This is a genomic window from Alteromonas sp. BL110 (assembly GCF_003443615.1).
GTDB lineage: Bacteria > Pseudomonadota > Gammaproteobacteria > Enterobacterales > Alteromonadaceae > Alteromonas.
The window spans coordinates 3,224,304-3,249,517 of record NZ_CP031967.1; the positions used below are offsets into that span (position 1 = coordinate 3,224,304).

22 protein-coding genes are annotated in these 25,214 nt (G+C 45.3%); 20 read left to right on the forward strand and 2 right to left on the reverse strand.

What is annotated here, in order from left to right; translation table 11 throughout:
* Positions 1-154: 154 nt before the first annotated feature.
* The 18 genes from iscR to der all read left to right on the forward strand — a co-directional run bounded on the left by iscR (position 155) and on the right by der (position 18,979).
* Complete coding sequence (iscR, locus tag D1814_RS13860; RefSeq protein WP_118493247.1) at positions 155-640, forward strand: Fe-S cluster assembly transcriptional regulator IscR; 486 nt, start codon at positions 155-157, stop codon at positions 638-640.
* An 18-nt stretch (positions 641-658) separates the two neighbouring features.
* Positions 659-1,825: an IscS subfamily cysteine desulfurase gene (locus D1814_RS13865; RefSeq protein WP_118493249.1), complete on the forward strand. Its 1,167-nt coding sequence runs from the start codon at positions 659-661 to the stop codon at positions 1,823-1,825.
* Positions 1,826-2,242: 417 nt separating this feature from the next.
* Entirely contained in the window at positions 2,243-3,679 is a 1,437-nt protein-coding gene (gene sufB, locus D1814_RS13870; RefSeq protein ID WP_118493251.1) for a Fe-S cluster assembly protein SufB, read from the forward strand.
* Between the two features lie 3 nt (positions 3,680-3,682).
* Positions 3,683-4,444 carry a Fe-S cluster assembly ATPase SufC gene (sufC, locus tag D1814_RS13875; RefSeq protein ID WP_118493253.1) on the forward strand — a complete coding sequence of 254 codons (762 nt, stop codon included), beginning with the start codon at positions 3,683-3,685 and terminating at the stop codon, positions 4,442-4,444.
* A complete protein-coding gene (gene sufD, locus D1814_RS13880) occupies positions 4,441-5,697 on the forward strand; it encodes a Fe-S cluster assembly protein SufD (protein ID WP_118493255.1) in 1,257 nt (418 codons plus the stop codon). The genes sufC and sufD overlap by 4 nt, the downstream gene beginning before the upstream one ends.
* A complete protein-coding gene (locus D1814_RS13885) occupies positions 5,694-6,911 on the forward strand; it encodes an aminotransferase class V-fold PLP-dependent enzyme (RefSeq protein ID WP_118493257.1) in 1,218 nt (405 codons plus the stop codon). The genes sufD and D1814_RS13885 overlap by 4 nt, the downstream gene beginning before the upstream one ends.
* 9 nt (positions 6,912-6,920) lie before the next feature.
* Positions 6,921-7,277 carry a HesB/IscA family protein gene (locus tag D1814_RS13890; RefSeq protein ID WP_118493259.1) on the forward strand — a complete coding sequence of 119 codons (357 nt, stop codon included), beginning with the start codon at positions 6,921-6,923 and terminating at the stop codon, positions 7,275-7,277.
* Positions 7,278-7,328: 51 nt separating this feature from the next.
* Complete coding sequence (gene sufT / locus D1814_RS13895; protein ID WP_118493261.1) at positions 7,329-7,862, forward strand: putative Fe-S cluster assembly protein SufT; 534 nt, start codon at positions 7,329-7,331, stop codon at positions 7,860-7,862.
* A gap of 54 nt (positions 7,863-7,916) precedes the next feature.
* Positions 7,917-8,327, forward strand: coding sequence for a SufE family protein (locus tag D1814_RS13900; RefSeq protein ID WP_118493263.1), 411 nt, complete (start codon positions 7,917-7,919; stop codon positions 8,325-8,327).
* Between the two features lie 304 nt (positions 8,328-8,631).
* Positions 8,632-9,063, forward strand: coding sequence for a nucleoside-diphosphate kinase (ndk, locus tag D1814_RS13905; protein WP_012519000.1), 432 nt, complete (start codon positions 8,632-8,634; stop codon positions 9,061-9,063).
* 275 nt (positions 9,064-9,338) lie between these two features.
* Entirely contained in the window at positions 9,339-10,457 is a 1,119-nt protein-coding gene (locus D1814_RS13910) for a bifunctional tRNA (adenosine(37)-C2)-methyltransferase TrmG/ribosomal RNA large subunit methyltransferase RlmN (protein ID WP_118493265.1), read from the forward strand.
* Positions 10,458-10,481: 24 nt separating this feature from the next.
* Positions 10,482-11,669: a type IV pilus biogenesis/stability protein PilW gene (gene pilW / locus D1814_RS13915; RefSeq protein WP_118493267.1), complete on the forward strand. Its 1,188-nt coding sequence runs from the start codon at positions 10,482-10,484 to the stop codon at positions 11,667-11,669.
* Between the two features lie 6 nt (positions 11,670-11,675).
* Positions 11,676-12,758, forward strand: coding sequence for a RodZ domain-containing protein (locus D1814_RS13920; RefSeq protein WP_118493269.1), 1,083 nt, complete (start codon positions 11,676-11,678; stop codon positions 12,756-12,758).
* Positions 12,759-12,766: 8 nt separating this feature from the next.
* Positions 12,767-13,885: a flavodoxin-dependent (E)-4-hydroxy-3-methylbut-2-enyl-diphosphate synthase gene (ispG, locus tag D1814_RS13925; protein WP_118493271.1), complete on the forward strand. Its 1,119-nt coding sequence runs from the start codon at positions 12,767-12,769 to the stop codon at positions 13,883-13,885.
* Between the two features lie 82 nt (positions 13,886-13,967).
* Positions 13,968-15,251: a histidine--tRNA ligase gene (gene hisS / locus D1814_RS13930; RefSeq protein ID WP_118493273.1), complete on the forward strand. Its 1,284-nt coding sequence runs from the start codon at positions 13,968-13,970 to the stop codon at positions 15,249-15,251.
* 12 nt (positions 15,252-15,263) lie between these two features.
* The gene (locus D1814_RS13935; protein WP_118493275.1) at positions 15,264-15,884 is read left to right on the forward strand and encodes a YfgM family protein; all 621 of its coding nucleotides are present in this window, start codon (positions 15,264-15,266) and stop codon (positions 15,882-15,884) included.
* A gap of 44 nt (positions 15,885-15,928) precedes the next feature.
* A complete protein-coding gene (gene bamB, locus D1814_RS13940; protein WP_118493277.1) occupies positions 15,929-17,188 on the forward strand; it encodes an outer membrane protein assembly factor BamB in 1,260 nt (419 codons plus the stop codon).
* Between the two features lie 345 nt (positions 17,189-17,533).
* The gene (gene der / locus D1814_RS13945; protein ID WP_118493279.1) at positions 17,534-18,979 is read left to right on the forward strand and encodes a ribosome biogenesis GTPase Der; all 1,446 of its coding nucleotides are present in this window, start codon (positions 17,534-17,536) and stop codon (positions 18,977-18,979) included.
* 448 nt (positions 18,980-19,427) lie between these two features.
* Here der and D1814_RS13955 read toward each other — a convergent pair whose 3' ends face one another.
* On the reverse strand, positions 19,428-20,591 hold the full coding sequence (locus tag D1814_RS13955; protein WP_118493281.1) for a hypothetical protein: 1,164 nt from the start codon (positions 20,589-20,591) through the stop codon (positions 19,428-19,430).
* Between the two features lie 15 nt (positions 20,592-20,606).
* Positions 20,607-21,959, reverse strand: a complete 1,353-nt coding sequence (gene xseA / locus D1814_RS13960) for an exodeoxyribonuclease VII large subunit (protein ID WP_118493283.1) — start codon at positions 21,957-21,959, stop codon at positions 20,607-20,609.
* Between the two features lie 100 nt (positions 21,960-22,059).
* Between xseA and guaB the strand changes: the two genes are divergently transcribed.
* Together guaB and guaA are read left to right on the forward strand one after the other, a co-directional pair.
* Positions 22,060-23,529, forward strand: coding sequence for an IMP dehydrogenase (gene guaB, locus D1814_RS13965; RefSeq protein ID WP_118493286.1), 1,470 nt, complete (start codon positions 22,060-22,062; stop codon positions 23,527-23,529).
* Positions 23,530-23,599: 70 nt separating this feature from the next.
* Positions 23,600-25,177 carry a glutamine-hydrolyzing GMP synthase gene (gene guaA / locus D1814_RS13970; protein ID WP_118493288.1) on the forward strand — a complete coding sequence of 526 codons (1,578 nt, stop codon included), beginning with the start codon at positions 23,600-23,602 and terminating at the stop codon, positions 25,175-25,177.
* Positions 25,178-25,214 lie beyond the last annotated feature (37 nt).

A 25,214-nucleotide genomic window follows, 5' to 3' on the forward strand; every position in this document is an offset into this window, starting at 1 on the left:
CTTATTTTGATGGGGCTAAAACGAAACAAAACCCTTGATGTACAAAAGCGATTACTGGCATCAATAATACCTGACTAATTTACTGGGTCTTATACTTGACCATTTTAGTCGGGTATGTGAAAATTCCTGTACTACAAAACGGCGGGAGAATCCAATGAAACTCACTTCTAAAGGGCGCTATGCGGTTACCGCAATGCTTGATGTCGCTTTGCACTCAAAGCGTGGTCCAGTGCCTCTTGCCGATATCTCAGAACGACAAGAAATTTCTTTATCTTACTTAGAGCAGCTATTTTCTCGGCTGCGTAAAGAACAACTGGTAGACAGTGTTCGCGGGCCCGGAGGCGGTTATTTGCTGGGACGGGAAGCAAGTGATATTGCGATAGGCGAAGTTATTCGCGCCGTCGACGAGTCCATCGATGCTACGCGCTGTCAAGGTCAAGCCGATTGCCAAGGCGGCGATCGTTGCTTAACCCATAGCTTGTGGCAAGACCTAAGCGACCGTATTGCCGCATTTTTGAATTCGATCACGCTTGGTGAATTAATGGCTAAGCGCGATGTTCAGGAAGTGGCTGGTCGCCAGGACGGTAATGCATCACTTCGTCATGTCACTAAAGATATTGAAGTAAGTATTCAACTTTAAATTGGTATTGAGCAACGCATGGCTTTATCAACACCCATTTATTTAGATTACGCAGCAACGACACCGGTAGACCCAAAAGTGGCCGAGGCGATGGCAAAATGCTTAACGCTTGAAGGTAACTTTGGTAACCCGGCTTCTCGTAGCTACCGATTCGGCTGGATGGCTGAAGAAGCGGTAGATGTTGCTAGAAATCAAATTAGCGACGCGCTGAACTGCGACCCTAGAGAGATTGTTTTTACCTCTGGCGCAACTGAGTCAAATAACCTCGCCATTAAAGGTATTGCGCAAGGCTATGCCGACAAAGGCAAGCATATTATTACTGTAAATACCGAGCACAAAGCGGTATTGGATACCTGTGAGTACTTACAAAAGCAGGGCTTTGATGTCACCTATCTTGAAGTACAGTCAAACGGGTTAATTGATTTAAACGAGCTCGAAAATGCGCTGCGCGACGACACTATCTTAGTATCGGTCATGCACGTGAACAACGAGCTAGGCGTTATCCAAGACATCAGAGCTATTGGGCAACTTTGTCGCGACAAGGGCGTGTTTTTTCACGTAGATGGCGCGCAGAGTGTTGGCAAGATAGCGATTGATTTGGCAGAGCTTCCGGTAGATTTACTGTCTATATCCGCCCATAAGATTTATGGTCCGAAAGGAATGGGGGCTTTATATGTGCGTCGTCGCCCTAAAATCAACCTGGTGGCACAGATTCATGGCGGTGGACACGAGCGCGGCATGCGTTCAGGTACCTTAGCTACTCATCAAATTGTGGGAATGGGGGAAGCCATTGCGCAGGCGTCGTCAAAAATGGAAGACGACAGTGCGCGCATATTAAAGCTGCGTGAATCGCTGTGGCAGGGCCTCCAACAACTTGACGATATTTATTTAAACGGGCATGCCACGCAGCGCATACCCGGCATATTAAATGTGAGTTTTGCGGGTGTAGATGGCGAAAGCTTGATGATGGGCTTAAATGATATTGCCGTATCGTCAGGGTCGGCGTGCACGTCAGCGAGTTTAGAACCCTCTTATGTGCTAAAAGCCATTGGCCGCAGCAATGAGCTGGCCCATGCAGGGATACGTTTTAGCGTAGGGCGTTTTACGACCCAAGAAGACGTTGATTACGTAGTAAACAAAGTGGTTGATGTAACCACGCGACTGCGGCAAGCGGTCGTTGCTTAAACGCTGTATTTAGCGTTTGGAAATGGGTTTTAGTTTAAGCGTAAGTTTTAATTTTTGTAGAAAGCTGAATACGCTTTTCGTAAAAGCATTCTGTGAGTGTAGTGAGTGTGGACGAAAATTAATGAATAGTTAACGCGAAATAAGCGTTAAGTAACGTTTAAAACCCGCTAGTAGCCATAAATTAGTGGCTGAATATTTGAGTGAAATAGTCGGGTATTATATACTACGGCACCAAAAATTTTAGGCTGTCCGCATGTAACTGGCAGTTTCAACAATTTTGTGGGGGATAAACCCAACTACATAAAGTTGTTGAAGCTGAAGATTTACATAAATTACCAAGACCGTGGGGTAATTTATTCGCCGGTTGAGTAGAAAGAACAGTGGCAGCAAATGCAGGCAAACAAGTGAGATCCCAACATGAGTGAACAGATCGAACAGGCGTTAGAAAGAAAGTACGATGCAGGTTTCTATTCAGAAATCGAATCTGAAACGTTTGAGAGCGGCCTGGACGAGTCGGTTATCCGCCGCATATCAGCAATGAAAAATGAGCCTGAATGGATGCTTGAATGGCGTTTGAAGTCTTACCATGCATGGCTAGAGATGGAAGAGCCAGAATGGGCGCACGTCGACTATCCAAAAATTGACTATCAAGCCATCTCTTACTACTCGGCACCAAAGAGTATGAAAGATAAACCTCAGTCATTAGACGAGGTGGACCCGGAGCTACTGCGCACCTACGAAAAACTTGGTATTCCGCTGCACGAACAAGAAATGCTGGCGGGCGTCGCTGTAGATGCGGTATTCGACTCGGTATCAGTAGTTACAACATTCCGTGAGAAGCTTGAAGAAGCAGGCGTTATCTTCTGCCCAATTTCTGAAGCGGTTCAGAAATACCCTGACCTTGTTAAAAAATACATTGGTTCAGTGGTTCCGCGCACGGACAACTATTTCGCTGCGTTAAACAGTGCTGTATTTACCGACGGTTCATTTGTTTATATTCCTAAAGGCACACGCTGCCCAATGGAGCTTTCTACTTATTTCCGTATCAACGAAATGAACACAGGTCAGTTCGAGCGCACCTTGATTGTTGCTGATGAAGGCAGCTACGTAAGCTACCTAGAAGGATGTACCGCACCACAGCGTGACGAGAATCAGCTGCACGCGGCAGTGGTAGAACTTGTTGCGATGGACGATGCGCAAATCAAGTATTCGACGGTACAAAACTGGTATCCAGGCGACGAGAACGGTAAAGGCGGTATCTACAACTTCGTTACTAAACGTGGTGTAGCGCATACCAATGCGAAAATTTCGTGGACGCAGGTAGAAACGGGTTCTGCGGTAACGTGGAAATACCCTAGCTGTGTACTTAAAGGCGATAACAGTGTAGGTGAATTCTACTCAGTAGCACTTACTCGAGGTCGTCAGCAGGCTGATACCGGTACCAAGATGATTCACGTGGGTAAAAACACCAAGTCGACCATCATCTCTAAAGGTATTTCAGCGGGTAACAGCAATAACGCCTATCGCGGGTTAGTCCAAATGGGCCCGCGCGCAGACGGTGCACGTAACTTTACCGAATGTGACTCGTTGCTTATCGGTGATAAATGTGGTGCTCACACGTTCCCGTATATCGAAAGCCGCAACCCTTCAGCGATTGTTGAGCACGAAGCAACAACATCGAAGGTGAGCGACGAACAATTGTTTTTGTGTCAGCAACGTGGCTTAGACACAGAAAAAGCCGTTTCTATGATTGTTAACGGTTTCTGTAAAGAAGTATTCAAAGAGCTGCCAATGGAATTTGCCGTAGAAGCCGGCAAGCTGCTCGAAATTAGTCTTGAAGGTTCAGTGGGGTAATCAATGCTTAGTATCAAGAATTTACATGCCAGCGTGGAAGAGAAGAACATCATTAAGGGTCTTAACCTTGAAGTTAAACCTGGTGAAGTACACGCTATCATGGGTCCCAACGGTGCCGGTAAAAGTACACTAGGTTACGTGCTATCTGGCCGTGACGGTTATGAAGTCAGCGAAGGCGAAGCCATGCTGAACGGTAAAGACTTGCTAGAGCTTGACGTAGAAGAGCGTGCACGTGAAGGTCTTTTCCTTGCATTCCAATACCCAGTAGAAATTCCTGGCGTCAGCAACATGGAGTTTATGAAAGAGTCGGTAAACGCTATGCGAGAAGAGCGTGGCGAAGAGCCTCTGACGGCTGCTGAGTTTCTTAAAAAAGCGAAAGAAGCCTGTAAGCAAGTTCAGCTTCCGCTAGACTTCCTAAAGCGTGGTGTTAACGAAGGTTTCTCTGGTGGTGAGAAGAAGCGTAACGAAATCATGCAAATGATTTTGTTAGAGCCAAAGCTTTGCATTCTAGATGAATCTGATTCAGGTCTTGACGTTGACGCATTACAGGTTGTTGCAGATGGCGTTAACAGCCAGCGCGACGGTGAACGTAGCTTCATCGTTGTTACTCACTATCAGCGTCTTCTTGACTACATTAAGCCTGACTTTGTCCATATTCTTGCTGATGGCAAAATCGTGAAAAGTGGCGACGCGTCACTTGCGCTAGAAGTAGAAAAAAGCGGTTATGCATTCCTAGGTAAAGCGTACGAGGAGGCTGAGGCATGAGTCAATGGCTAGAACAGGTCATTGATAGCGCACAGCGCGACGATTATTTATCGCCCGTGCGTCAACAGGCCTTAACACAGTTAAAAGCTGACGGCTGGCCAGCGCGTAGAAGCGAGAGCTGGCGCTTTACACCGCTTACACCTGTAGAAAAGCGTGAAGCGAAACAGGCTGTACAGGCTGACAGCATACCGGTTCCTGCTATCGATAATCTAAACGCTATCGACCTTGTATTTGTAGACGGTGTCTTGATTACGCAGGTTAATACGCTTGATGTGCCATCAGGCATGACAATTACGTCGCTCAATACTGATGATGCAGCTACGCAGCAAGCTATTAGTAGTGTTTACGGTCAAGTTAAGCCAACTCGTCATATGTTTGGTTTAGTGAACGATGCACTATGCCAACACGGTATATTTATTAACGTAGAAGCAGGTGTAAAAATCGATACACCGGTACGCATCGTGAATATGGCTTCACGAAATGTCGATGCTCACACGCGTGTGGTAGTGAAGGTAGCAGAAGGCGCAAGCGCCACTGTTATCGAACAAGGTTTTGGCGATACTGAAAGCCTAACTACAGCGTTTGCTGAATATGATTTGGCTGATGATGCACATCTAGAGCACTATCGTTTCGCTATGTTTACTGGCAAAGCCAAGCAATTAGGTGGTAGTCACTTCAAACTGCATAACCGCACTACGCTCAACAGCACTATGGTGGGCTATGGTAGTGAGCTATCTCGTTTAGACGTAGATATTCATCACGCCGGTGAATTTGCTGACGCGAAGATGAACGCCATTTATCTTCTGGCGGAAGGCGAGCTATTCGACCTTCATTCAACCATTGAGCATGCTATGCCAAATGGGACAACAGAAGAAAACGCGCGCGGTATTGTTGGTGATAAGGCCCGTGCGGTATTTAACGGTCGTATTCACATTCATCGCGATGCGCAAAAAACACTAGCAGAGCTTAACAACCGCAATCTATTGCTATCTCGCCGAGGCGTTATTAATACCAAGCCTGAGCTTGAGATATATGCCGACGACGTAAAATGTGCCCACGGCGCAACGGTGGCAGAAATTGAAGAAGAAGCGCTGTACTACATGCTTACTCGTGGTATTCCGCGTAGTAAAGCACTGGTTATGCTGAATTTTGGCTTTATCCAAGAGCTAATTAACGATGTGCCAAACGTAGCAGTACGCGAGTGGCTTGCACCTATCTTGAGCGAACGTTTCGCTCAGATGGAGGTGAAATGAGTTTAAACGTTGCAGCACTTCGTGCCCAGTTTCCTATTTTATCGAAAACGGTAGACGGCAAACCGCTGGTATACCTCGATAACGCGGCAACAACACAAAAACCTCAGGCGGTGATCGACGCCTTGGTAGATTTTTACACGGGTACGAACGCGAACGTGCACCGCGGAGCGCATCATTTGTCAGATGAAGCCACGCGCCGCTACGAAAATGCACGTACCAGCGTTGCTACGTTTATTAATGCTAACGTTCGCGAAGAAGTCATTTGGACTGCCGGTACCACTGAAGCTATTAACATTGTCGCTAATGGTTTAAGTCAGCTACTTGCTGAAGGCGATGAAGTGATGGTGACCGAACTGGAGCATCACGCTAACTTAGTTACTTGGCAGCAAGCTTGCCGCAGCTCTGGTGCAACATTAAACGTTGTGCCTATTTTCGATAGTGGTGAGCTTGATGTTGAAGCGTTCGACAGATTGCTGTCTGAAAACACTAAGCTAGTGGCATTCCCACATGTATCAAATGCGTTAGGCACGGTTAACCCAATCAAAACACTGACCCAAAAAGCGAAAGCAGTTGGCGCATGGGTGCTAGTAGATGGCGCCCAAGGCATTGCTCATGGCGGCGTTGACGTACAAGACATTGGTTGTGATTTTTACACGTTTTCAGGGCACAAACTTTTTGGTCCAACGGGCATAGGCTGCTTGTGGGGTAAAAAAGAAGTGCTTGAAACCTGGCCAGTATGGCAGGTAGGCGGCGAGATGATCAAAGATGTGACTTACCATGAAGCCACATGGGGTGCATTACCAAACCGCTTAGAAGCAGGCACGCCTAACATTGCTGGTGCTATTGGTATGGGCGCAGCGGTAGATTGGTTTAGTGCGTTTGATGTTAATGCGCTGCACGAGCATGAACAAAAGTTACTTGCCTATGCTACCGAACAAGCAGAAGCGCTTGACGGCATGCGTATCATTGGTACCGCACCTAATAAAGTAGGGGTGTTGAGCTTCTTACTTGATGGCGCTCACCCTGCGGACGTAGGCTTTATTTTGGATAGGCAAGGTGTCGCAATTCGTACTGGCGATAACTGCGCACAGCCGCTTATGAAACGCTTTGGTATTCCTGGCACCGCGCGTGCGTCTTTCTCAATTTATAATACGCTTGAAGAAGTCGACAGCTTATTCGCTGCACTTAAGAAAGCAAAAATGATGTTGGCCTAAGGAGGCATTATGAGTGTTGAAACTTTCGTACCTAGTACAAAGCTCATTACGCTAACTGACAGTGCCATTAAGCATTTCGAAAGTAAGCTTAAAGATAAGCCTGGTCAGTTAATTCGTTTATCGACAAAAGTAAGCGGCTGCACGGGTTATGCTTATGTACTCGATTTCGCTGATGGCGCACAAGCAGGGGATGAAATTGTAGAGATTTCTCCGATTGTAAATGTGGCAGTAGCAGCTGATGCAACAGACCTCTTGCGTAATACAGAAATTGATTATGTGACTGAAGGTGTGAATGGCATCATAAAATACAACAACCCTAACGTGGTTGATGAATGTGGGTGTGGCGAGAGCTTCAACGTGGGCTAACGCCTGCGTTCATTACCCACAAAGAGTATTACCAAGAGTACAAAATCGTTTATGAAGCAAAAAATGGTGACCACCGAACGCGAATGTAAGGCGCGTTTGGTTCCTGCTGGCAATCCCACCGTTATACCTGAGGGTGAGTTTGTTAATATCACGCAAGAGCTAGGTGGTAATTACACCGTAACTTGGCGTGGTAATATGTACCGTATTGACGGTACCGATGCTGGTGCAATTGGCCGTAAAGCCATGACGCTAAGCTTCGACGCTCCCGAAGATGGTAACATCAGTGAACAGCAAGTGTGGGACGCGTTAGAAACTATCTATGACCCAGAAATTCCTATCAACCTTGTATCGCTCGGCCTTATCTATAAGGTGGATATCGAACAGGCATCTGGTGCCGTAAATATCGATATGACGCTTACAGCACCAGGCTGTGGTATGGGGCCAGTTTTAGTTGGCGATGTGGAATATCGTGTAGCCATGGTGCCTCATGTTAAAAACGTGAATGTTGAGTTGGTATTCGACCCAGCTTGGTCGCGTGATATGATGAGTGAAGAAGCGCAGCTTGAAGCGGGTTTGTTCTTTTAAGCGGTTAATATACCGCCTACCTATAATTCTTTTTACACAATTACGGAAATAGCAATGCAACTACCTAGCAGTGACGAAATTATTGATGATTTAGCGTTCTTCGACGATTGGGAACAGCGTTATCAGTACATCATTGATTTAGGAAAATCTATTCCGGGTTTACCAGAAGATGCCAAGACGCCTGAACGTCTAGTAAAGGGATGTCAAAGTAGCGTGTGGTTGATAGAGTCTTACGACGGTAATAAAATCAACTTTGACGTGGACAGCGATGCCGTTATCGTTCAAGGCCTACTTGCCTTAGTACTCGCCGCCTACAACGACAAAACGCCAAAGGACATCTTAGCATTTGATATCGACGGCTACTTTGAAGCATTAGATCTTGAGCGTCATATCACCCCGACTCGCGGCAATGGTTTACGCGCTATCGTGGGTAAAATTCAAGAGCTTGCAAGAGCTAACGCTTAATACTTAAAGTCTAATATACAGAACCTAGTACATTATCGTTATGTCAGATATCGCACCTCATCTTATTTACCGAGTATAGTCTTTGTGAAGGCAGATATTATTGCTTTACAATATTTGCTTTCGCAAAATAATGTATACACTGTCATCATATTGTCATAGCCAGCGGGTTAATCTGACACTATATTGCAAGTAAAAACAATATGTTACGCCTGGTTTAAAAAGGCGCTGGTCAAGCCGTTATTAATTGCCTATAATTCGCGGCCAAAATTTAAAGATACATACACTATTTGTTTGGAGAGAGAACATGGCTCTTGAGCGTACTTTTTCGATTATCAAGCCTGATGCGGTAGCTAAAAACGTAATCGGTGCAATTTACAACCGTTTCGAATCTGCAGGTCTTCGCATTGTGGCATCTAAGATGATCCACATGAGCAAAGAGCAAGCAGAAGGCTTCTATGCAGAACACAAAGAGCGTCCTTTCTTCGGCGCACTTGTAGACTTCATGACGTCTGGTCCGGTTATGGTTCAAGTACTAGAAGGCGAAAACGCTGTTCTAGCTAACCGTGAAATCATGGGCGCAACTAACCCAGCTGATGCAGCTGCAGGTACACTACGTTCAGACTACGCTGCGTCAATCGACGAAAACGCAGTTCACGGTTCTGACGCGCCTGAGTCAGCAGCACGTGAAATTGCATACTTCTTCTCTGAAGAGGAAATCTGCCCACGTACTCGCTAAGATTACGAAGGTAGATAAACGGGGCCATAAGGGCCCCGTTTTTGTTTATATCTAAACAAGCTAAACCACGCTTCTCGCGCATTGCCAAACTTAACGTTTCTCTGCGTTAAATCGACTTTTTCTCGTATCTCATCTGTGGTAAAATCCGCGCAAATTTTAATCAGTGCATTTCTTTTTCTTAAATGCCGCACAAGGCATAATCGAATCGCTGGTTTTTACACCATATTCAGCAGTAAGAGGGGGCATCCCTCGAAGGTAAAAGGGTCATCTTATTCATGGCAAAAACTAACTTATTAAACTTAAATCGCGAAGGCTTGCGCAATTTCTTTAAAGAAATGGGCGAGAAGCCGTTTCGTGCCGACCAGGTAATGAAATGGATTTACCAGCAAGGTGTCAGCGATTTTGAGGAAATGAGTAACCTCAACAAAAACCTTCGCGCGATGTTAATTGAAAATTGTGAGATTAAAGCCCCTGAAATTGCATACTTCCAAGAAGCGAGCGACGGTACTATTAAGTTCGCACTTACCCTTGAAGGCGGTCAGGAAGTTGAGTCAGTTTGGATCCCTGAAACTGATCGGGCAACTTTATGTGTATCGTCACAAGTAGGTTGTGCACTAGAGTGTACCTTCTGTTCAACGGCGCAACAGGGCTTCAACCGTAACTTAAGCGTGAGCGAAATTATTGGTCAGGTATGGCGCGTAGCTACTTTCCTTGGCCTTTCTAAAGACTCAAGCAAACGCCCAATCACTAATGTAGTAATGATGGGCATGGGTGAGCCGCTGCTTAATCTTAAAAACGTAGTGCCGGCCATGGACATCATGCTAGACGATTTTGGTTTCGGTCTATCCAAGCGCCGCGTTACGCTGAGTACATCTGGTGTTGTACCTGCACTTGATATGCTGGGCGATCAGATTGACGTGGCACTTGCTATTTCGCTACACGCGCCGACCGACGAACTGCGTAATGAAATTGTACCGGTTAATAAGAAATACAATATCGAAGCATTCTTAGCAGGGGTACGCCGCTACCTAGCTAAATCTAAAGCTAACCAAGGACGCGTAACCGTTGAATATGTAATGCTTTCGAATATTAATGACAGCACTGAGCAGGCGCACCAACTGGCTAAGGTATTAAAAGATACTCCTAGTAAGATAAATTTAATACCTTTTAACCCATACCCAGGTTCGCCTTACACTTGCTCTAGCAACTCGCGCATCGACAGATTCTCAAAAGTGCTTATGGAATATGGGTTTACCACTGTTGTGCGTAAAACCCGAGGCGATGATATTGACGCGGCATGCGGTCAATTAGTGGGCGATGTAGTAGACAGAACGAAAAGATTGTTAAAAAAACAGGTGAAGGGCGAGGCAATTTCAGTAAAAATGGCCCAATAATCATTAAGATAATAGGGTAATACTATGGTTGCAGGATTGCGAACTTCACTTAGAATTGGATTATTAAGCGCGGTAATACTCACTGTTGGTTGTGTTAGTAACAGCCAATCAGGCATGTATGGCGGTGATTTTGATCACGAAGAAGCCGCCAAGACGCGCATGTCTCTTGGCCTTACATATCTCCAAAATAATAACTACACGCAGGCGAAAAAGAACCTTGATAAGGCGCTTGCGTTTAACCCTCGCTCTGCAGATGTTCAGTACGCTATGGCGTATTACTATCAGTTAGTAGGCGATAACCAGCGAGCAGAAGAATATTACAAAACTGCCATTGATATAGCTCCTGACGATGGGGATATTGCCAATAGCTATGGTGCGTTTAAGTGTCAAAATGGCGATTACGATAAAGCCAAAGCGTATTTCTTCGAGGCGATTAATAACCGTCTATACGCAAACGCGGCGCAAACCTACGAAAACCTAGCCTTGTGTGCGCAGAGCCAAGGGAAACTTGATGAAGCAATCGGTTACTTTAAAAATGCTTTACAGCACCAACCAGCCCGTGGAAAGAGTCTATTCTTGTTAAGTGAACTGTATACAGTGTCACAACAGTGGGACCTAGCTGATATAACACTTCAAAAATACCAACGTGTTGCCAAGGTTACCCCAGATTCATTGTGGCTGGCTTATGAAATCGCCAAGGGCCAGAAAGATTTGGAAAAAGCGAAGGGGTATGGCGATATGTTGCTTTCTCTGTTCCCTGAAAGTGATCTTACTAAACGATATTTGGTTGAGCGCGACGCGCTTCAAAAGAAAGTCGTAATAAAATCCAAGGCTTCTTCTAATGAAGAAAAGGCAGCACAACCCGCTGTTGAGCAAGAATCTGAAAAAGCCGTTCAAAAGCAAACTGGCGAAAGTGCAAGTGAGCCGGCGCCTCCTATTAAAACCGCGATTGAAAAATCAAACGATACCCTAAGTGATAAAGAAAAGCAGGTTGCCATGGTAGAAGGCGAAGATAAAGAGCAAAATACTGAATTATCTGCGCCTGACGACAAATTCCATGTAGTAAAAGAGGGTGAAAACTTATATCGTATTTCTTTATTGCACAATATCAAAATGGCAACACTGCAAAAGTGGAATAACCTTGAAAATACTGGCGCTATTATTGCTGGTCAGACGCTTTGGTTAGTACCACCAAGTATGCAGGAGGAATAAGATTTAATGGTGTCAGAAGAAAGCGCGAATGAAGAAGTTACTTCGCAACAACAAGAAAATACGCCAAGCCCAGGGGCAATGCTTAAAGCACGTCGCGAAAAGCTAGGTTTGTCTCAGCAAGATATTGCCGATAAGTTGTTTCTAAAGGCTAAACAAATCAATGATTTAGAAAGTGATGTAATTGATGAAAACTCGTCAGTTACCTTTACTAAAGGCTACGTAAGAAACTATGCCAAACAATTGGGAATGAACTCCCATGAAGTTATTGAGGCATTTGAACGCTTCCACAATCAAACATCAGTACCTTCATCGGAAAAACTACAGAGTTTTTCAAAACGTGTCGCAAAACAGACACACGATGACCGTTGGATGATGGTTACCTATGCGATTTTACTTCTCATCATTGCTGGCGTTGTCGTGTGGTGGTATCAACAGCCAAGCGACGACACCGTTGCTGAACTGCCTTTAAATGAGGCTGTAAAGAGAGAGGCGGCAAACACGCCAATTTCTTCAAGTGCTGGCACTGCAAATGGAAATTTTGGTGGTGCTGACACTGTACAAGGTGACTTGGCTAGCACACCATCACCGAGAAGCTCAGAGCAAGGCTCATCTCAAATCGGTGATGTCTCAAATACAGGCTCTGATGACGCTGAATTAGCAGGTGCAAACAGCGATGTAAGTGGGCAGAATAATGGTTTTACTCAAAGCGGCGAGCTCGACGATGGCGCCATTTCTACTCCAGACGGTCCAGTTGACGACAGTAATAACCTAACAGCGCTCGTAAACGCGGCAGATAGCGATAATGAAACGTTAGCTAATGCCACTCTTAACACTCAAGCTGATGCTGCGCCAATTTCATTGGTTTTTACCTTTGAAGATGACTGTTGGGTTAATATCAAAGACGCCTCTGGCGAGGCTATCGCCTACGGTGTAAAGCAAAAAGGGCGTATAATGGAAATTCAAGGCGTTCCTCCTGTTGAAGTTACACTCGGCGCACCTGATAATGTGCGCATATCAGTTAACGGCGACGCTGTTGATATTTCTCCATATCAAAATGGTAGAACAGCTCGTTTTGTACTTCCTTTATAGGTAATTAGATGTTTGCAGAAAGCCCTATTAAGCGCCGAAAGTCTACGCGTATTAATGTAGGTAACGTTCCCATTGGTGATGGTGCTCCCATTGCTGTTCAATCTATGACAAATACACGTACCACTGATGTGGCTGCGACTGTCGATCAAATAAACCGTATTGTTGCTGTGGGCGGCGAAATTGTTCGCGTATCAGTGCCTACTATGGAAGCCGCTGAAGCCTTCAAAGAAATTAAGCAGCAGGTAAGCGTACCACTTGTTGCTGATATTCATTTCGACTATCGCATCGCACTCAAAGTTGCTGAATACGGCGTAGATTGTTTGCGGATAAACCCGGGTAATATCGGCAATATGGATCGTGTACGTTCGGTTGTCGATTGCGCAAAAGATAAAAACATACCTATCCGAATTGGTGTTAATGGCGGTTCTCTAGAAAAAGATTTACAAGAAAAATATGGTGAGCCCACACCAGAAGCACTTGTTGAGTCGGCTATGCGCCATGTGGATATTTTAGATAAACTTAACTTTGACCAGTTCAAGGTAAGCGTTAAAGCATCGGATGTATTTCTTGCTGTTGGCGCATATCGCTTGCTGGCGCAAAAAATTGATCAACCTCTGCACTTAGGTATTACAGAAGCCGGTGGCCAACGCGCTGGTGCTGTTAAGAGTGCGGTTGGACTAGGTATGCTTTTAGCCGAAGGCATCGGCGATACCCTTCGTGTTTCACTAGCGGCAGACCCAGTAGAAGAGATTAAAGTTGGCTTTGATATTTTAAAGTCTCTTCGCATTCGCTCTCGTGGTATTAACTTTATTGCGTGCCCCAGTTGTTCAAGACAAGAGTTCGACGTAATCGGTACCGTAAACGCGCTAGAGCAACGACTTGAAGATATTCTCACGCCAATGGACGTGTCTATTATCGGTTGCGTGGTCAATGGTCCTGGCGAGGCCGAAGTGTCTGATCTGGGCCTTACTGGTGCGCGCAATATGAGCGGTCTTTATGAAGACGGAAAGCGCGTAAAAGAGCGCCTCCCAAACGATGACTTGGTCGACAAGTTAGAGGCAAGAATTCGCGCCAAGGCAACTCGCATGAGTGAGCAAAACAAAATTCAGGTCTCTGTAAAAGACTAAGAGATTTTTTGTTCATTGTTGTTTATTCCCAAAGCCCCTATAATGCGGGGCTTTTCACTATTTAGCAGTATGAGAATTTCACGTGGCTAAGACTATTCAGGCAATTAGAGGCATGAATGACTGCCTACCGGAGGTTTCCGGTACATGGCAGAAGGTAGAATCTGTACTTCGTCAAGTAGTGGCGAGCTATGGATACCAGGAAATACGTACTCCCATCGTTGAAAGCACCGACTTATTCAAGCGCTCTATCGGTGAAGTCACCGATATCGTTGAAAAAGAGATGTACACCTTCGAAGATAGAAATGGCGACAGCTTGACGTTGCGTCCAGAAGGTACAGCAAGTTGTGTGCGTGCAGGTAACGAACACGGTTTATTGTACAACCAGCAGCAGCGCTTGTGGTACATGGGGCCCATGTTCCGTCACGAACGTCCGCAAAAAGGCCGCTATCGTCAATTCCATCAGTTTGGTGTTGAAACTTACGGCATGGATGGGCCTGATATTGATTTAGAAGTTATTCTTCTTAGCGCACGCTTTTGGAAAGCGTTTGGTATCGAACAGCATGTAAAGCTGCAAATAAATACCTTAGGTTCAAACGATGCGCGTGCGGCTTATCGCGATACACTAGTTGAATTTTTAAAAGAGCGTGCAGACCAACTAGACGAAGACTCATTGCGTCGACTTGAAACAAACCCACTTCGCGTACTCGATTCTAAGAACCCTGATGTTCAAGCTGCTATTGCCGAGGCGCCAGCGCTAATCGACCACCTCGACGAAGAATCAAAAGCGCACTTTGATACGCTGTGTTCGCGCTTAACCCAAGCCGGCATAGAGTTCGAAATAAATCCTCGCTTAGTACGCGGGTTAGATTATTACAACCGTACTGTGTTTGAATGGGTTACCGATAGTCTAGGCGCTCAAGGTACAGTATGTGCTGGCGGTCGTTACGATGGCTTAGTAGAGCAGTTAGGCGGCAAAGCGACACCTGCGGTCGGCTTTGCTATGGGTATTGAACGTTTGGTACTGTTACTGACTACACTTACCGAAGAAGGTCAGGATACGAGCTTCGCCGATGTATATGTAACGGCAATGGGTGATGAAGCGCAGTCGTACGCTATGGAAGTGGCTGAACATCTTCGAAATACGCTTCCTAACACTCGCATTATGATGCATTGTGGCGGCGGAAACTTTAAGAAACAATTGAAACGTGCGGACAAAACAGGCGCACGTTTGGCGCTGCTTTTAGGCAATGATGAAATGCAGTCTCGCGAAGTGGGCGTTAAACCACTGCGCGACGGTCAAGAACAAGTAACGGTCAGCTTTGATGCCTTTTCAAATAAGGTTGCAGAGATGCTGGGCGCAAGATAAATAGAGGACATCATGGAACAGTTCGCAACAGAAGAACAACAAGTAGAAGCGATTAAGCGTTTTTGGAAAGAGCACGGTACAGCTATTATCGTTGGCGCTGCGCTAGGTTTAGGCGGCCTATGGGGCTGGAGAGCGTATTCTGACGCGCAAATTGAAAATAAAGAAGCTGCATCCGTTGCGTATCAAAATGCGGTAGAAACATTTGGTACCGAAGGAAGTGACGCAAAAGTTATGGCCTTCATCGAAGAAAATAAAGATAGTGGTTATGCTAGCATTGCCAGTCTTCTTGCAGCTAAGCAAGCGGTAGATGCGGGCGATTTAGACGCTGCTGCTTCGCATCTAAATAGCGTTGTTACTTTTGCTGAAAGCGATGAAATGAAGGTGTTAGCGTCGCTTCGTTTGTCTCGGGTGCAAATTGAAATGAACCAGCTTGATGCGGCGTTGTCTACGCTTAGCAATGTTACTAACGACGCATTTGCAGCAGAGGTTTCTGAATTAAAAGGCGATGTGTATCAAAAACAAGGCAAGTTTGACGATGCCCGTTTAGCTTACTCAAATGCGTTAGAAAAAAATGCCAACAATCCGCTTTTACAAATGAAGTTAGATAACCTGTCGGTTTCTGCTGCACAGTAAGCGATGCCCACTGGGCTGGTGTAAATAATAAAGAGGTACGCAATTTGTTTCACAACACGTGTGGCCGTAAAGGTCGATTTGCTCGCACGATAGGTATGGCACTGGCAGTGTCTATCACAATGTCTGGCTGTTCTACTATTTCAGACTGGTTTGCAGATGAAGAAGAACTAGAAATTCGTCGTTTAAAGCCGATTGAAGCTAAGTTTACTCCTGAATTAGTGTGGAACCGTGATATTGGTGATGGCGTAGACCATTACTTCTCACGTCTACGCCCTGTATATGCTTATGACAAGCTTTTTGCTGCTGATCGCCACGGCGCCGTGGTCGCGATGGAGCCAGAGACAGGAAAGGTGTTGTGGGAAAAAGACTTCGCACAGTTTCGCTCTGAAGGCATGATGAGCTCAATAACCAAGTTATGGCAAAGTGGTGAAACAGCTCGCATTGGCGGCATTTCTGTTGCAGACAGACATGTATTCATCGGTACTGAAAATGGCTATGTAGCGGCAATGGATGCAGAAACGGGTGAGCTTGTGTGGGAAGCGACGGTTCCTGGAGAAATTCTTGCAGCTCCAGCTGCTGATGAAGGGATCCTTGTGGTAAACACAGGCGCTGGAAGCTTGTTTGGCTTTAATACCCGAGCTGGCGAGCAAATGTGGAGACACGAAGGTGATACGCCTCCATTAACACTTCGCGGTATTTCTGGTCCCATTGCTTCTAACGGTGGCGCTATCGTGGGTACGCCGACAGGTAAGATTCAAGTAAACCTTATTGAAACCGGTGTACTTGCTTGGGAAACAGTTATTGCAACGCCTTCTGGCGCGACAGAGCTAGAACGTATTGTTGATATTGATACTACTCCAGTACTTTATGGCGGAACTATCTACACCGTTTCATATAACGGCACATTGGCCGCGGTAGAACTTCGCTCAGGTCGCGTTATTTGGAAACGTGAATACGCGTCGTTTCGTAATCTAAATATTGATGGCAACAAAATCTTCGTTGTAGATAACAACTCTAACGTTTATGCCCTTGATAGACGAAATGGCGTAGAGTTATGGTCTCAAGGGGCACTTAAACAGCGATCTCTAACGGCTGCGACGCCGGTGGGGGAACATATTGTAGTAGGTGATAATTGGGGCTTCTTACACTGGATAGAACAAGAATCTGGTGAAGTAGTGGCTCGACTGGATGTGGGCGGTGACGATGAAGACGACGCTATATTCGCAGCGCCGCTGAGTGTTGACGGTAATATTATTGCAGTAACAAGAAATGGCGAAGTAGTCTCGGTACGCGCGCCAAACTAGTATTTTATAATTGAATACATCCTTTTAAGGGCGTTTTAGGTGTGACCTAAAACGCCCTTTCTATTTAATATTCTATTCGTAGTTTGGCATAAATATCTTTACCTTGATGTAGAACCTCTATACCTGCGGGAACACGCCGCGATTACGAACATTTTAATTCTCGCTGAGTGGGTAACTATCTATGCGGATTGGTATTAGGTAGTGAACAAGGTATAATGCGCCCATTCTTAAAAGCCTCATCACAAATTTCTAATCGTTAGAGAATAAACTTCCCAAACGTTGCTTGATTTCATGGTGTATGTGGCTTGTGCTTTTTTAGCTTTCATGACCCTTAGGATCTGATAAATGTTACCCGTTGTTGCTTTGGTTGGCCGCCCTAATGTTGGCAAATCAACCTTGTTTAATCGCCTTACTAATACCCGCGATGCACTCGTTGCAGACTACCCCGGGTTAACTCGCGACCGTAAATACGGACAAGCGAAGTTTGAAAAGCGCCAGTTCATTGTTGTTGATACCGGCGGTATTACAGGCGATGAAGAGGGCATTGATGCTGAAATGGCACAACAGTCCTTACTCGCTATCGAAGAGGCTGATGTGGTGCTGTTTTTAGTCGATGCGAGAGCAGGTATGCTGCCGGCTGATCAGGGTATTGCCGACCACCTAAGACGCATAAACAAAAAAGTGTTTGTTGTAGCGAATAAAGTTGATGGTATAGACGGCGATAGTGAAAGCGCAGAATTTTACTCGTTAGGTTTAGGTGAGATAAAGCAAATTGCAGCGGCCCATGGTCGAGGCGTTAGCCAATTACTGCAGGACGCACTGAAGCCTTTGGAAGCAGATTTTCCAGACATGGAAATTGTCGACGAAGAGCCTGAGGAAGAAGAAGACGCTGAAACTCAGCGTCAGCGTTTGCAAGAGCTGCCTATTAAACTAGCTATTGTAGGAAAGCCAAACGTAGGTAAATCAACACTAACAAACCGTATTTTAGGTGAAGAGCGCGTTGTTGTGTATGACATGCCGGGGACAACCCGTGACAGCGTCTATATTCCTATGGAAAGGGACGGGCGTGAATACATTCTTATTGATACTGCAGGTGTAAGAAAGCGCAGAAGAATCAGTGAAGCAGTAGAAAAGTTTTCTATTGTAAAAACACTTCAAGCGATTGAAGAAGCAAACGTCGTGTTATTAGTCATCGATGCCAGAGAAGGTATTACCGATCAAGATTTGAGCTTACTCGGTTTTGTTCTGAATTCAGGGCGCTCGTTAGTTGTGGCTGTAAATAAGTGGGATGGGCTAAGCACTGATGTAAAAGACGACATAAAGCGTGAAATGGACCGTCGTTTGGGCTTTGTCGACTTCGCCCGCATCCATTTTATTTCAGCGCTTCATGGCTCTGGCGTGGGTAACCTGTTCGAATCAGTACAAGAAGCCTATATGAGTGCGACTAAACGCATCAACACTGCGCTGCTTACTCAAATTATGGAAATGGCTCAGGACGACCATCAGCCACCGCTTGTTCGCGGTCGTCGGGTGAAAATGAAGTATGCTCATGCAGGGGGCTATAACCCACCTGTTATTGTTATTCACGGCAATCAGGTTGATGACCTTCCGAGCTCTTACAAACGTTTCTTAATGAACTATTTCAGAAGAGCGTTAGAGATTATGGGCACGCCTATCAAGATAGAGTTCAGAGAGGGTAATAACCCGTTTGAAGGTAAAAAAGCTAATTTGACCTTAGCACAGCAGCGCAAACGTCGCCGTATGATGTCCTACTACAAAGACAAAAAGTAGTCTTAAAAACGCCGCAAATACCTAGACGCTATTTCTCAGTCAAACTTAAATAGCGTCTAATTTATTCCTCTCGTTTAGTCATAATTACAAAACTCGTTGTAGACTTTACGCTATCCCGCAACTTTCATAATTCCCACGCGCACTTAAAAAGACGCTTAGCCCCTCTAAAAATGGCGCATTCCTTCGTTGGTAACTGTTGGATCCTTTTTTGCAATTGCTTTTGACTTTGCTAAGCGAAAACGCATTGTAGTTAATTGTATTTGGACGTCATTTTGTCAGTAGAAAAGTTATTCAAAAACACCTCACCACTTCAAAAAAATCAAATATACAACTGGTTTGACAGATACAAACCTCAAGAACAGCAAAAAATCTATATCCTTAGCAGTGATATAGAAAAAAGGCCAAAACCGAATTTATCGTTTACTAAGCGAAAAAGAGTAAAAAAAGCCTAGCGTTGGCTTTTTAAAAGTAGGGTGCGAACTTTTTTCATCATTTCAGACTCACCGGGTACTTCAACCTTGACGATCAACTGATTGACGATAGTGTCTGAAAGTTCAGTGGGAAAAGTGGTCGTCACTTTAACTATTTTGTCTTGTTGCCTAAATACATAGGTTGTCGCGAAGATTGTTGGGGATGTTTCTGAAGCGGCACTTAATCCTAACCTCCATCCAGAAACCTTGTCGTTTGCGATATAAGGAGAGGCTGGGCTAACTTGAGATAAGGTTAAGTGTTGCAACTCTGCTGTAGCTGATGCTTTTTGTAAGTCGTGCTCTAATTGCTTTGGCAACAGTTCGTTTTCTTCTACAGAAAGCTGAGCTAAAAATGGGTAGATAGTTACGTCGACCAAGGCGTCTTCAAAGTCTGGATGTATGTAACGGGTGATTGCACCACTAAAAGGGTCAGAAAAAAGCTGGGTGTCTAATTTAGAGAAGTCACCTATGGTGTCTGGAACCTGTAATGCTAAGTTATAATTGCTTGCTTCAAGGGCATCAAACAAGAATTCGCTGGTAAATATCTTCTTTCGCTTTACGTGTTCAAGCCAACGGGATACCAGAAAATGTGCATTATTTTCTATGCTTTGCTTTTCCATAACATTGCTATCACTGGTTTCTATACCGCTATAAAACGCCGAAGAATCTATTTCAATGCCCCGCCACTGTAGCGTAAATTCCGCGAATTGCTTTGCATGTTGCTCATGCGTACCTGGCGCAGCACCTACGTTAGCGATAAGCAACTCATAGTCATTTCCCTCAGCATAGGGTAAAAGGTTGCTGAATTTTCCGGATTCGCTCAGTTCTTTAATGAAACTTTCCGAGGAGATAGCATCTTCTTGACACAAAGTGGTGCTGTTTATGAGATCAGGTTCGAGCTTGTTTGTTTTATGCTGTGTACTACAGGATTCGTATAAATCATTGCTTGGGTAGGTAGAGAAAACAGAGACGCTTTGATTTACCGCAGATGCTAAAGCGTGATTTGAGAAATTGATTACAGTAAATATAAAAAGATATGTTATAGATACTGGCTTAGCAAAGTTCTGAAGTAGGTAGTAGTACAATACGCGAGCCCGCTGCTGCAAAGGGTAATATAAAGTGTTTTGTGCACTAACGGGCATAATACTAGTGGTTACCTACTGGCGCTGAATATGTGTCACTGTACTGGTTATTTCACCGTCAGTCACTCGTGATTTTATCTCTTCACCTATTTCTACTTTTTCAACACTGTTAACAGCTGTTTTTTCGGAAAACGTGATGCTATACCCGCGGGCAAGTGTAGAGAGAGGGCTTACGGATTGTAAGAGGCCTACTTTGCTGCCAAGTTCATTTTTCTTGCCTTTAATAAGTGCCTTCATACCAGAGATAAGCTTGTTATTCGCATAGTTTAGTTTATCTTTTGCACGCGCTACGTTTGCTGATGGCGATTGATGGTTTAATCTAGAGGCTAGCGTGTTCAGTTGCTTCTCTGCTTTTGCTAAATCACTTTGCATTTTATGCGTCAAACGAAGCTGCAGCCGGTCTAATGTTTGCCATTGCGACTGTATGCGGCTTTGTGGGTGCAATGCGTTTAACCGCTGCTTCTTTAAAACGAGTTGCTGTTTGCTGGCTTGAAGATATTGATGTATTGCGCGTGCTAAACGTTGCTTTTGCTGATGCAACGTTTGATAAAGTGCCATCGAGTCTTGGCTTAAAATTTCGGCCGCCGCAGAAGGAGTAGGAGCACGAACATCAGCCACGAAATCACTAATGGTAAAATCTACTTCGTGGCCTACGGCGCTAACAATGGGCAGGGTACTTGCTGCGACTTCCCTTGCTAGACTTTCATCATTAAAACACCACAGGTCTTCAAGTGAACCACCGCCTCTTGTAAGTAATATTACGTCCACTTCTGCGCGCCTGTTCGCTGTTCTCAGTGCGTTAATAAGCTGTAGCGGCGCATTTTCACCCTGTACCATTGAAGGGTAAACGAAGACTTCAGTTTGTGGGCTTCTGCGTTTTAATACACTTAATACATCGTGAAGTGCTGCGCCACTTGAAGAGGTTATTACACCGATGCGGTTAATACGTTCTGGTAACGGACGCTTATTAGAAGTATCGAACAATCCTTCATTGTTAAGCTTGAGCTTTAGGGCTTCAAACGCCTGCTTAAGCGCACCTTCACCATCGCTTTCCATGTGTTCAACCACAAGTTGATAGTCGCCGCGTGCTTCGTAAAGGCCTACTGACGCGCGCACTAAAATTTTATCGCCTTCTTTAGGGCGAATACGGACGTTGCGATTAGAGCCTTTAAACATGGCTGCGCGTACTTGGGCTTTATTGTCTTTCAGCGTGAAGTACCAATGCCCTGATGCTGCCGCAACAAAATTGGATATTTCGGCGGATAACCAGATAAGGCCAATCTCACCCTCCAATACGGTTCTGGCTAGGCGATTAAGCTTGGTAACTGTTAAAATTTGTCGAGACGTAGATGGCGAATTTGTAAACATAAAAAAAATCACTGGGTTTAATACATTTAGAGTTTACCTGAAAACTAAAAAACACTACAATTGCGCCGCAATTAACCCTCAACTGAATAGGTGTTGTTGCATGCTACGTATCATCCAAGAAGCCCTGACGTTCGACGATGTGTTGCTGGTTCCCGGCCACTCGACCGTCCTCCCTCACACTGCAAACTTACAAACCCGTCTAACCCGTGGTGTAACGTTAAATATTCCAATGGTGTCTGCTGCCATGGACACGGTTTCTGAAGCCCGTCTAGCTATTGCGCTAGCCCAAGAGGGTGGTATTGGTTTCATTCACAAAAACATGAAGCCTGAAGAGCAAGCTAAACACGTACGTGAAGTTAAAAAATACGAAAGTGGCGTGGTATCTGACCCGGTGACCGTAGACAAAGATGCAACTATTGGTGAAGTTCTCGCGCTATCTAAGCGTCTCGGTTACTCTGGTTTCCCAGTAACGGACAAAGACAATAACTTAATTGGTATTGTGACAGGCCGTGACCTTCGCTTTGAAAAGCGTTTAAACCTTCCTATTAGCAACGTGATGACCAAAAAGGATGATCTGGTTACCGTAAAAGAAGGCGCAAGCTCTGACGTTGTGCTAGATCTAATGCACGAACACCGCATTGAAAAAATTCTCGTTGTTGACGACGCGTTCAAGCTTACAGGTCTTATCACCGTTAAAGACTTCCAAAAAGCAGAAAACAAGCCAAATGCGTGTAAAGACTCACTAGGTCGTCTTCGCGTAGGAGCGGCGGTAAGCGTTGGTGCTGGTACTGATGAGCGTATCGCCTTACTTGTTGATGCAGGTGTAGATGTTCTACTAATCGATACTTCTCACGGTCATTCGCAAGGCGTTATTGACCGTGTTAAAAAAGTACGTGCTGACTATCCGGATGTACAAATTATTGCGGGTAATGTTGCAACAGGTGATGGTGCAAAGGCACTAGCCGACGCGGGCGTAGATGCAGTTAAAGTAGGTATCGGCCCTGGCTCTATTTGTACTACTCGTATTGTAACCGGTTGTGGTGTACCTCAAATTACTGCGGTATCTGACGCTGTAGAAGCATTAAAAGATACAGATATCCCTGTTATCGCTGATGGCGGTATTCGTTTTTCTGGTGACATCGCCAAGGCCTTAGCTGCTGGCGCAAGCTGCGTGATGGTTGGCAGCATGCTAGCGGGTACTGAAGAAGCGCCTGGGGAAGTTGAGCTTTTCCAAGGTCGTTACTACAAGTCATATCGCGGCATGGGTTCACTAGGCGCTATGGATCAAAGCCATGGTTCATCAGATCGTTATTTCCAAGATTCTGATAACGCCGAAAAACTGGTACCAGAAGGTATTGAAGGCCGCGTAGCGTATAAAGGCCCTATTGCTAATATCATCCACCAGCAAATGGGCGGTCTTCGCTCGGCCATGGGCTTAACAGGCTGCGCTACCATCGAAGAGATGAATACCAAAGCGCAATTTGTGCGCGTGACCTCAGCTGGAATGGGCGAGAGCCACGTACACGATGTAAGCATTACTAAAGAAGCGCCAAACTACCGCTTAGGTTAAGGCGACCGACGACTGCGAGGCTGGTACTACACCAGCCTTTGTTCTTTTATTTAACGGGTAAAAATAAAACATGACCACAAATATCCACGACCAACGCATACTTATTTTGGATTTTGGCTCGCAATACACGCAGTTGATAGCACGTCGTGTTCGCGAAATCGGCGTTTACTGCGAGCTTTGGGCTTGGGATGTGACCGAAGAACAAATCCGCGAATTTAATCCTCAAGGGATTATCTTATCTGGCGGACCAGAGTCAGTAACCGAAAAAGGCTCACCGCGAGCACCAGAGTATGTGTTTGAAGCCGGCGTGCCTGTGTTAGGCGTGTGCTATGGCATGCAAACTATGGCGCACCAGTTAGGCGGTGGCGTACTGGGCTCAGATAAGCGTGAATTTGGTTATGCACAAGTAGAAGTGATTAAACCAAGCCCTCTGCTAGATAAAATTGAAGATGCAATTGGCGATAATGGTGCGGCGCTTCTTGACGTGTGGATGAGCCACGGCGATAAAGTAGCAGCTATTCCTGAAGGGTTTGAAACCATTGCGCAAACGGCTTCATGCCCGCACGCGGCGATGTATAACGAAGAAAAGCAATTTTACGGGGTGCAGTTTCACCCAGAAGTGACCCACACACGCCAAGGTATGCGGTTACTTACTAACTTTGTAATGGATATTTGTAAGTGTGAAAAGCTGTGGACAGCTGGCGCAATTATTGACGATGCTATTGAGCGTATTAAAGAAAAAGTAGGTGATGAGCGCGTCATATTAGGTTTATCGGGCGGCGTAGACTCTTCAGTAACGGCTATGTTGCTTCACCGTGCTATTGGTAAAAACCTTACCTGCGTATTTGTTGATAACGGATTACTGCGCCTTAATGAAGCGGATCAGGTTATGGAAATGTTTGGTGACCACTTTGGTTTAAATATTATCCGTGTCGATGCTGAAGATCGCTTCCTTGACCGCTTAAAAGGCATAGAAGATCCTGAGCTTAAGCGCAAAGCTATTGGTAATGAATTCGTTCGCGTATTCGATGAAGAAGCGAGCAAGCTTGAGAACGCAAAATGGTTAGCACAAGGTACTATCTACCCAGACGTGATTGAGTCAGCGGGTTCAGCAACCGGTAAGGCGCACGTAATTAAGTCGCACCACAATGTGGGCGGTCTTCCTGAAGATATGGAGCTGGGTCTTGTTGAGCCACTGCGTGAGCTATTTAAAGATGAAGTACGCAAGATAGGCCTCGAGCTAGGCTTACCTTATGACATGCTTTACCGTCATCCATTCCCTGGCCCGGGCCTAGGTGTTCGTGTACTTGGTGAAATTAAGAAAGAATATTGCGACTTACTACGTCGTGCTGACGCTATCTTTATTGAAGAGCTATATGCAGCTGACCTATACCAAAAAGTAAGCCAAGCGTTTACCGTATTCCTTCCAGTGCGCTCAGTTGGCGTTATGGGTGATGCGCGTAAATATGACTGGGTGGTAAGTCTTCGCGCAGTAGAGACCATCGACTTTATGACAGCCCACTGGGCTCACTTGCCATACGATTTCCTAGGTAAAGTGTCGAATCGCATTATCAATGAAATTGACGGCATTAGCCGCGTGGTTTACGACATTTCAGGTAAGCCGCCTGCTACGATTGAGTGGGAATAATATTCAAGCAATCGAAAAAACCGACAATTTGTCGGTT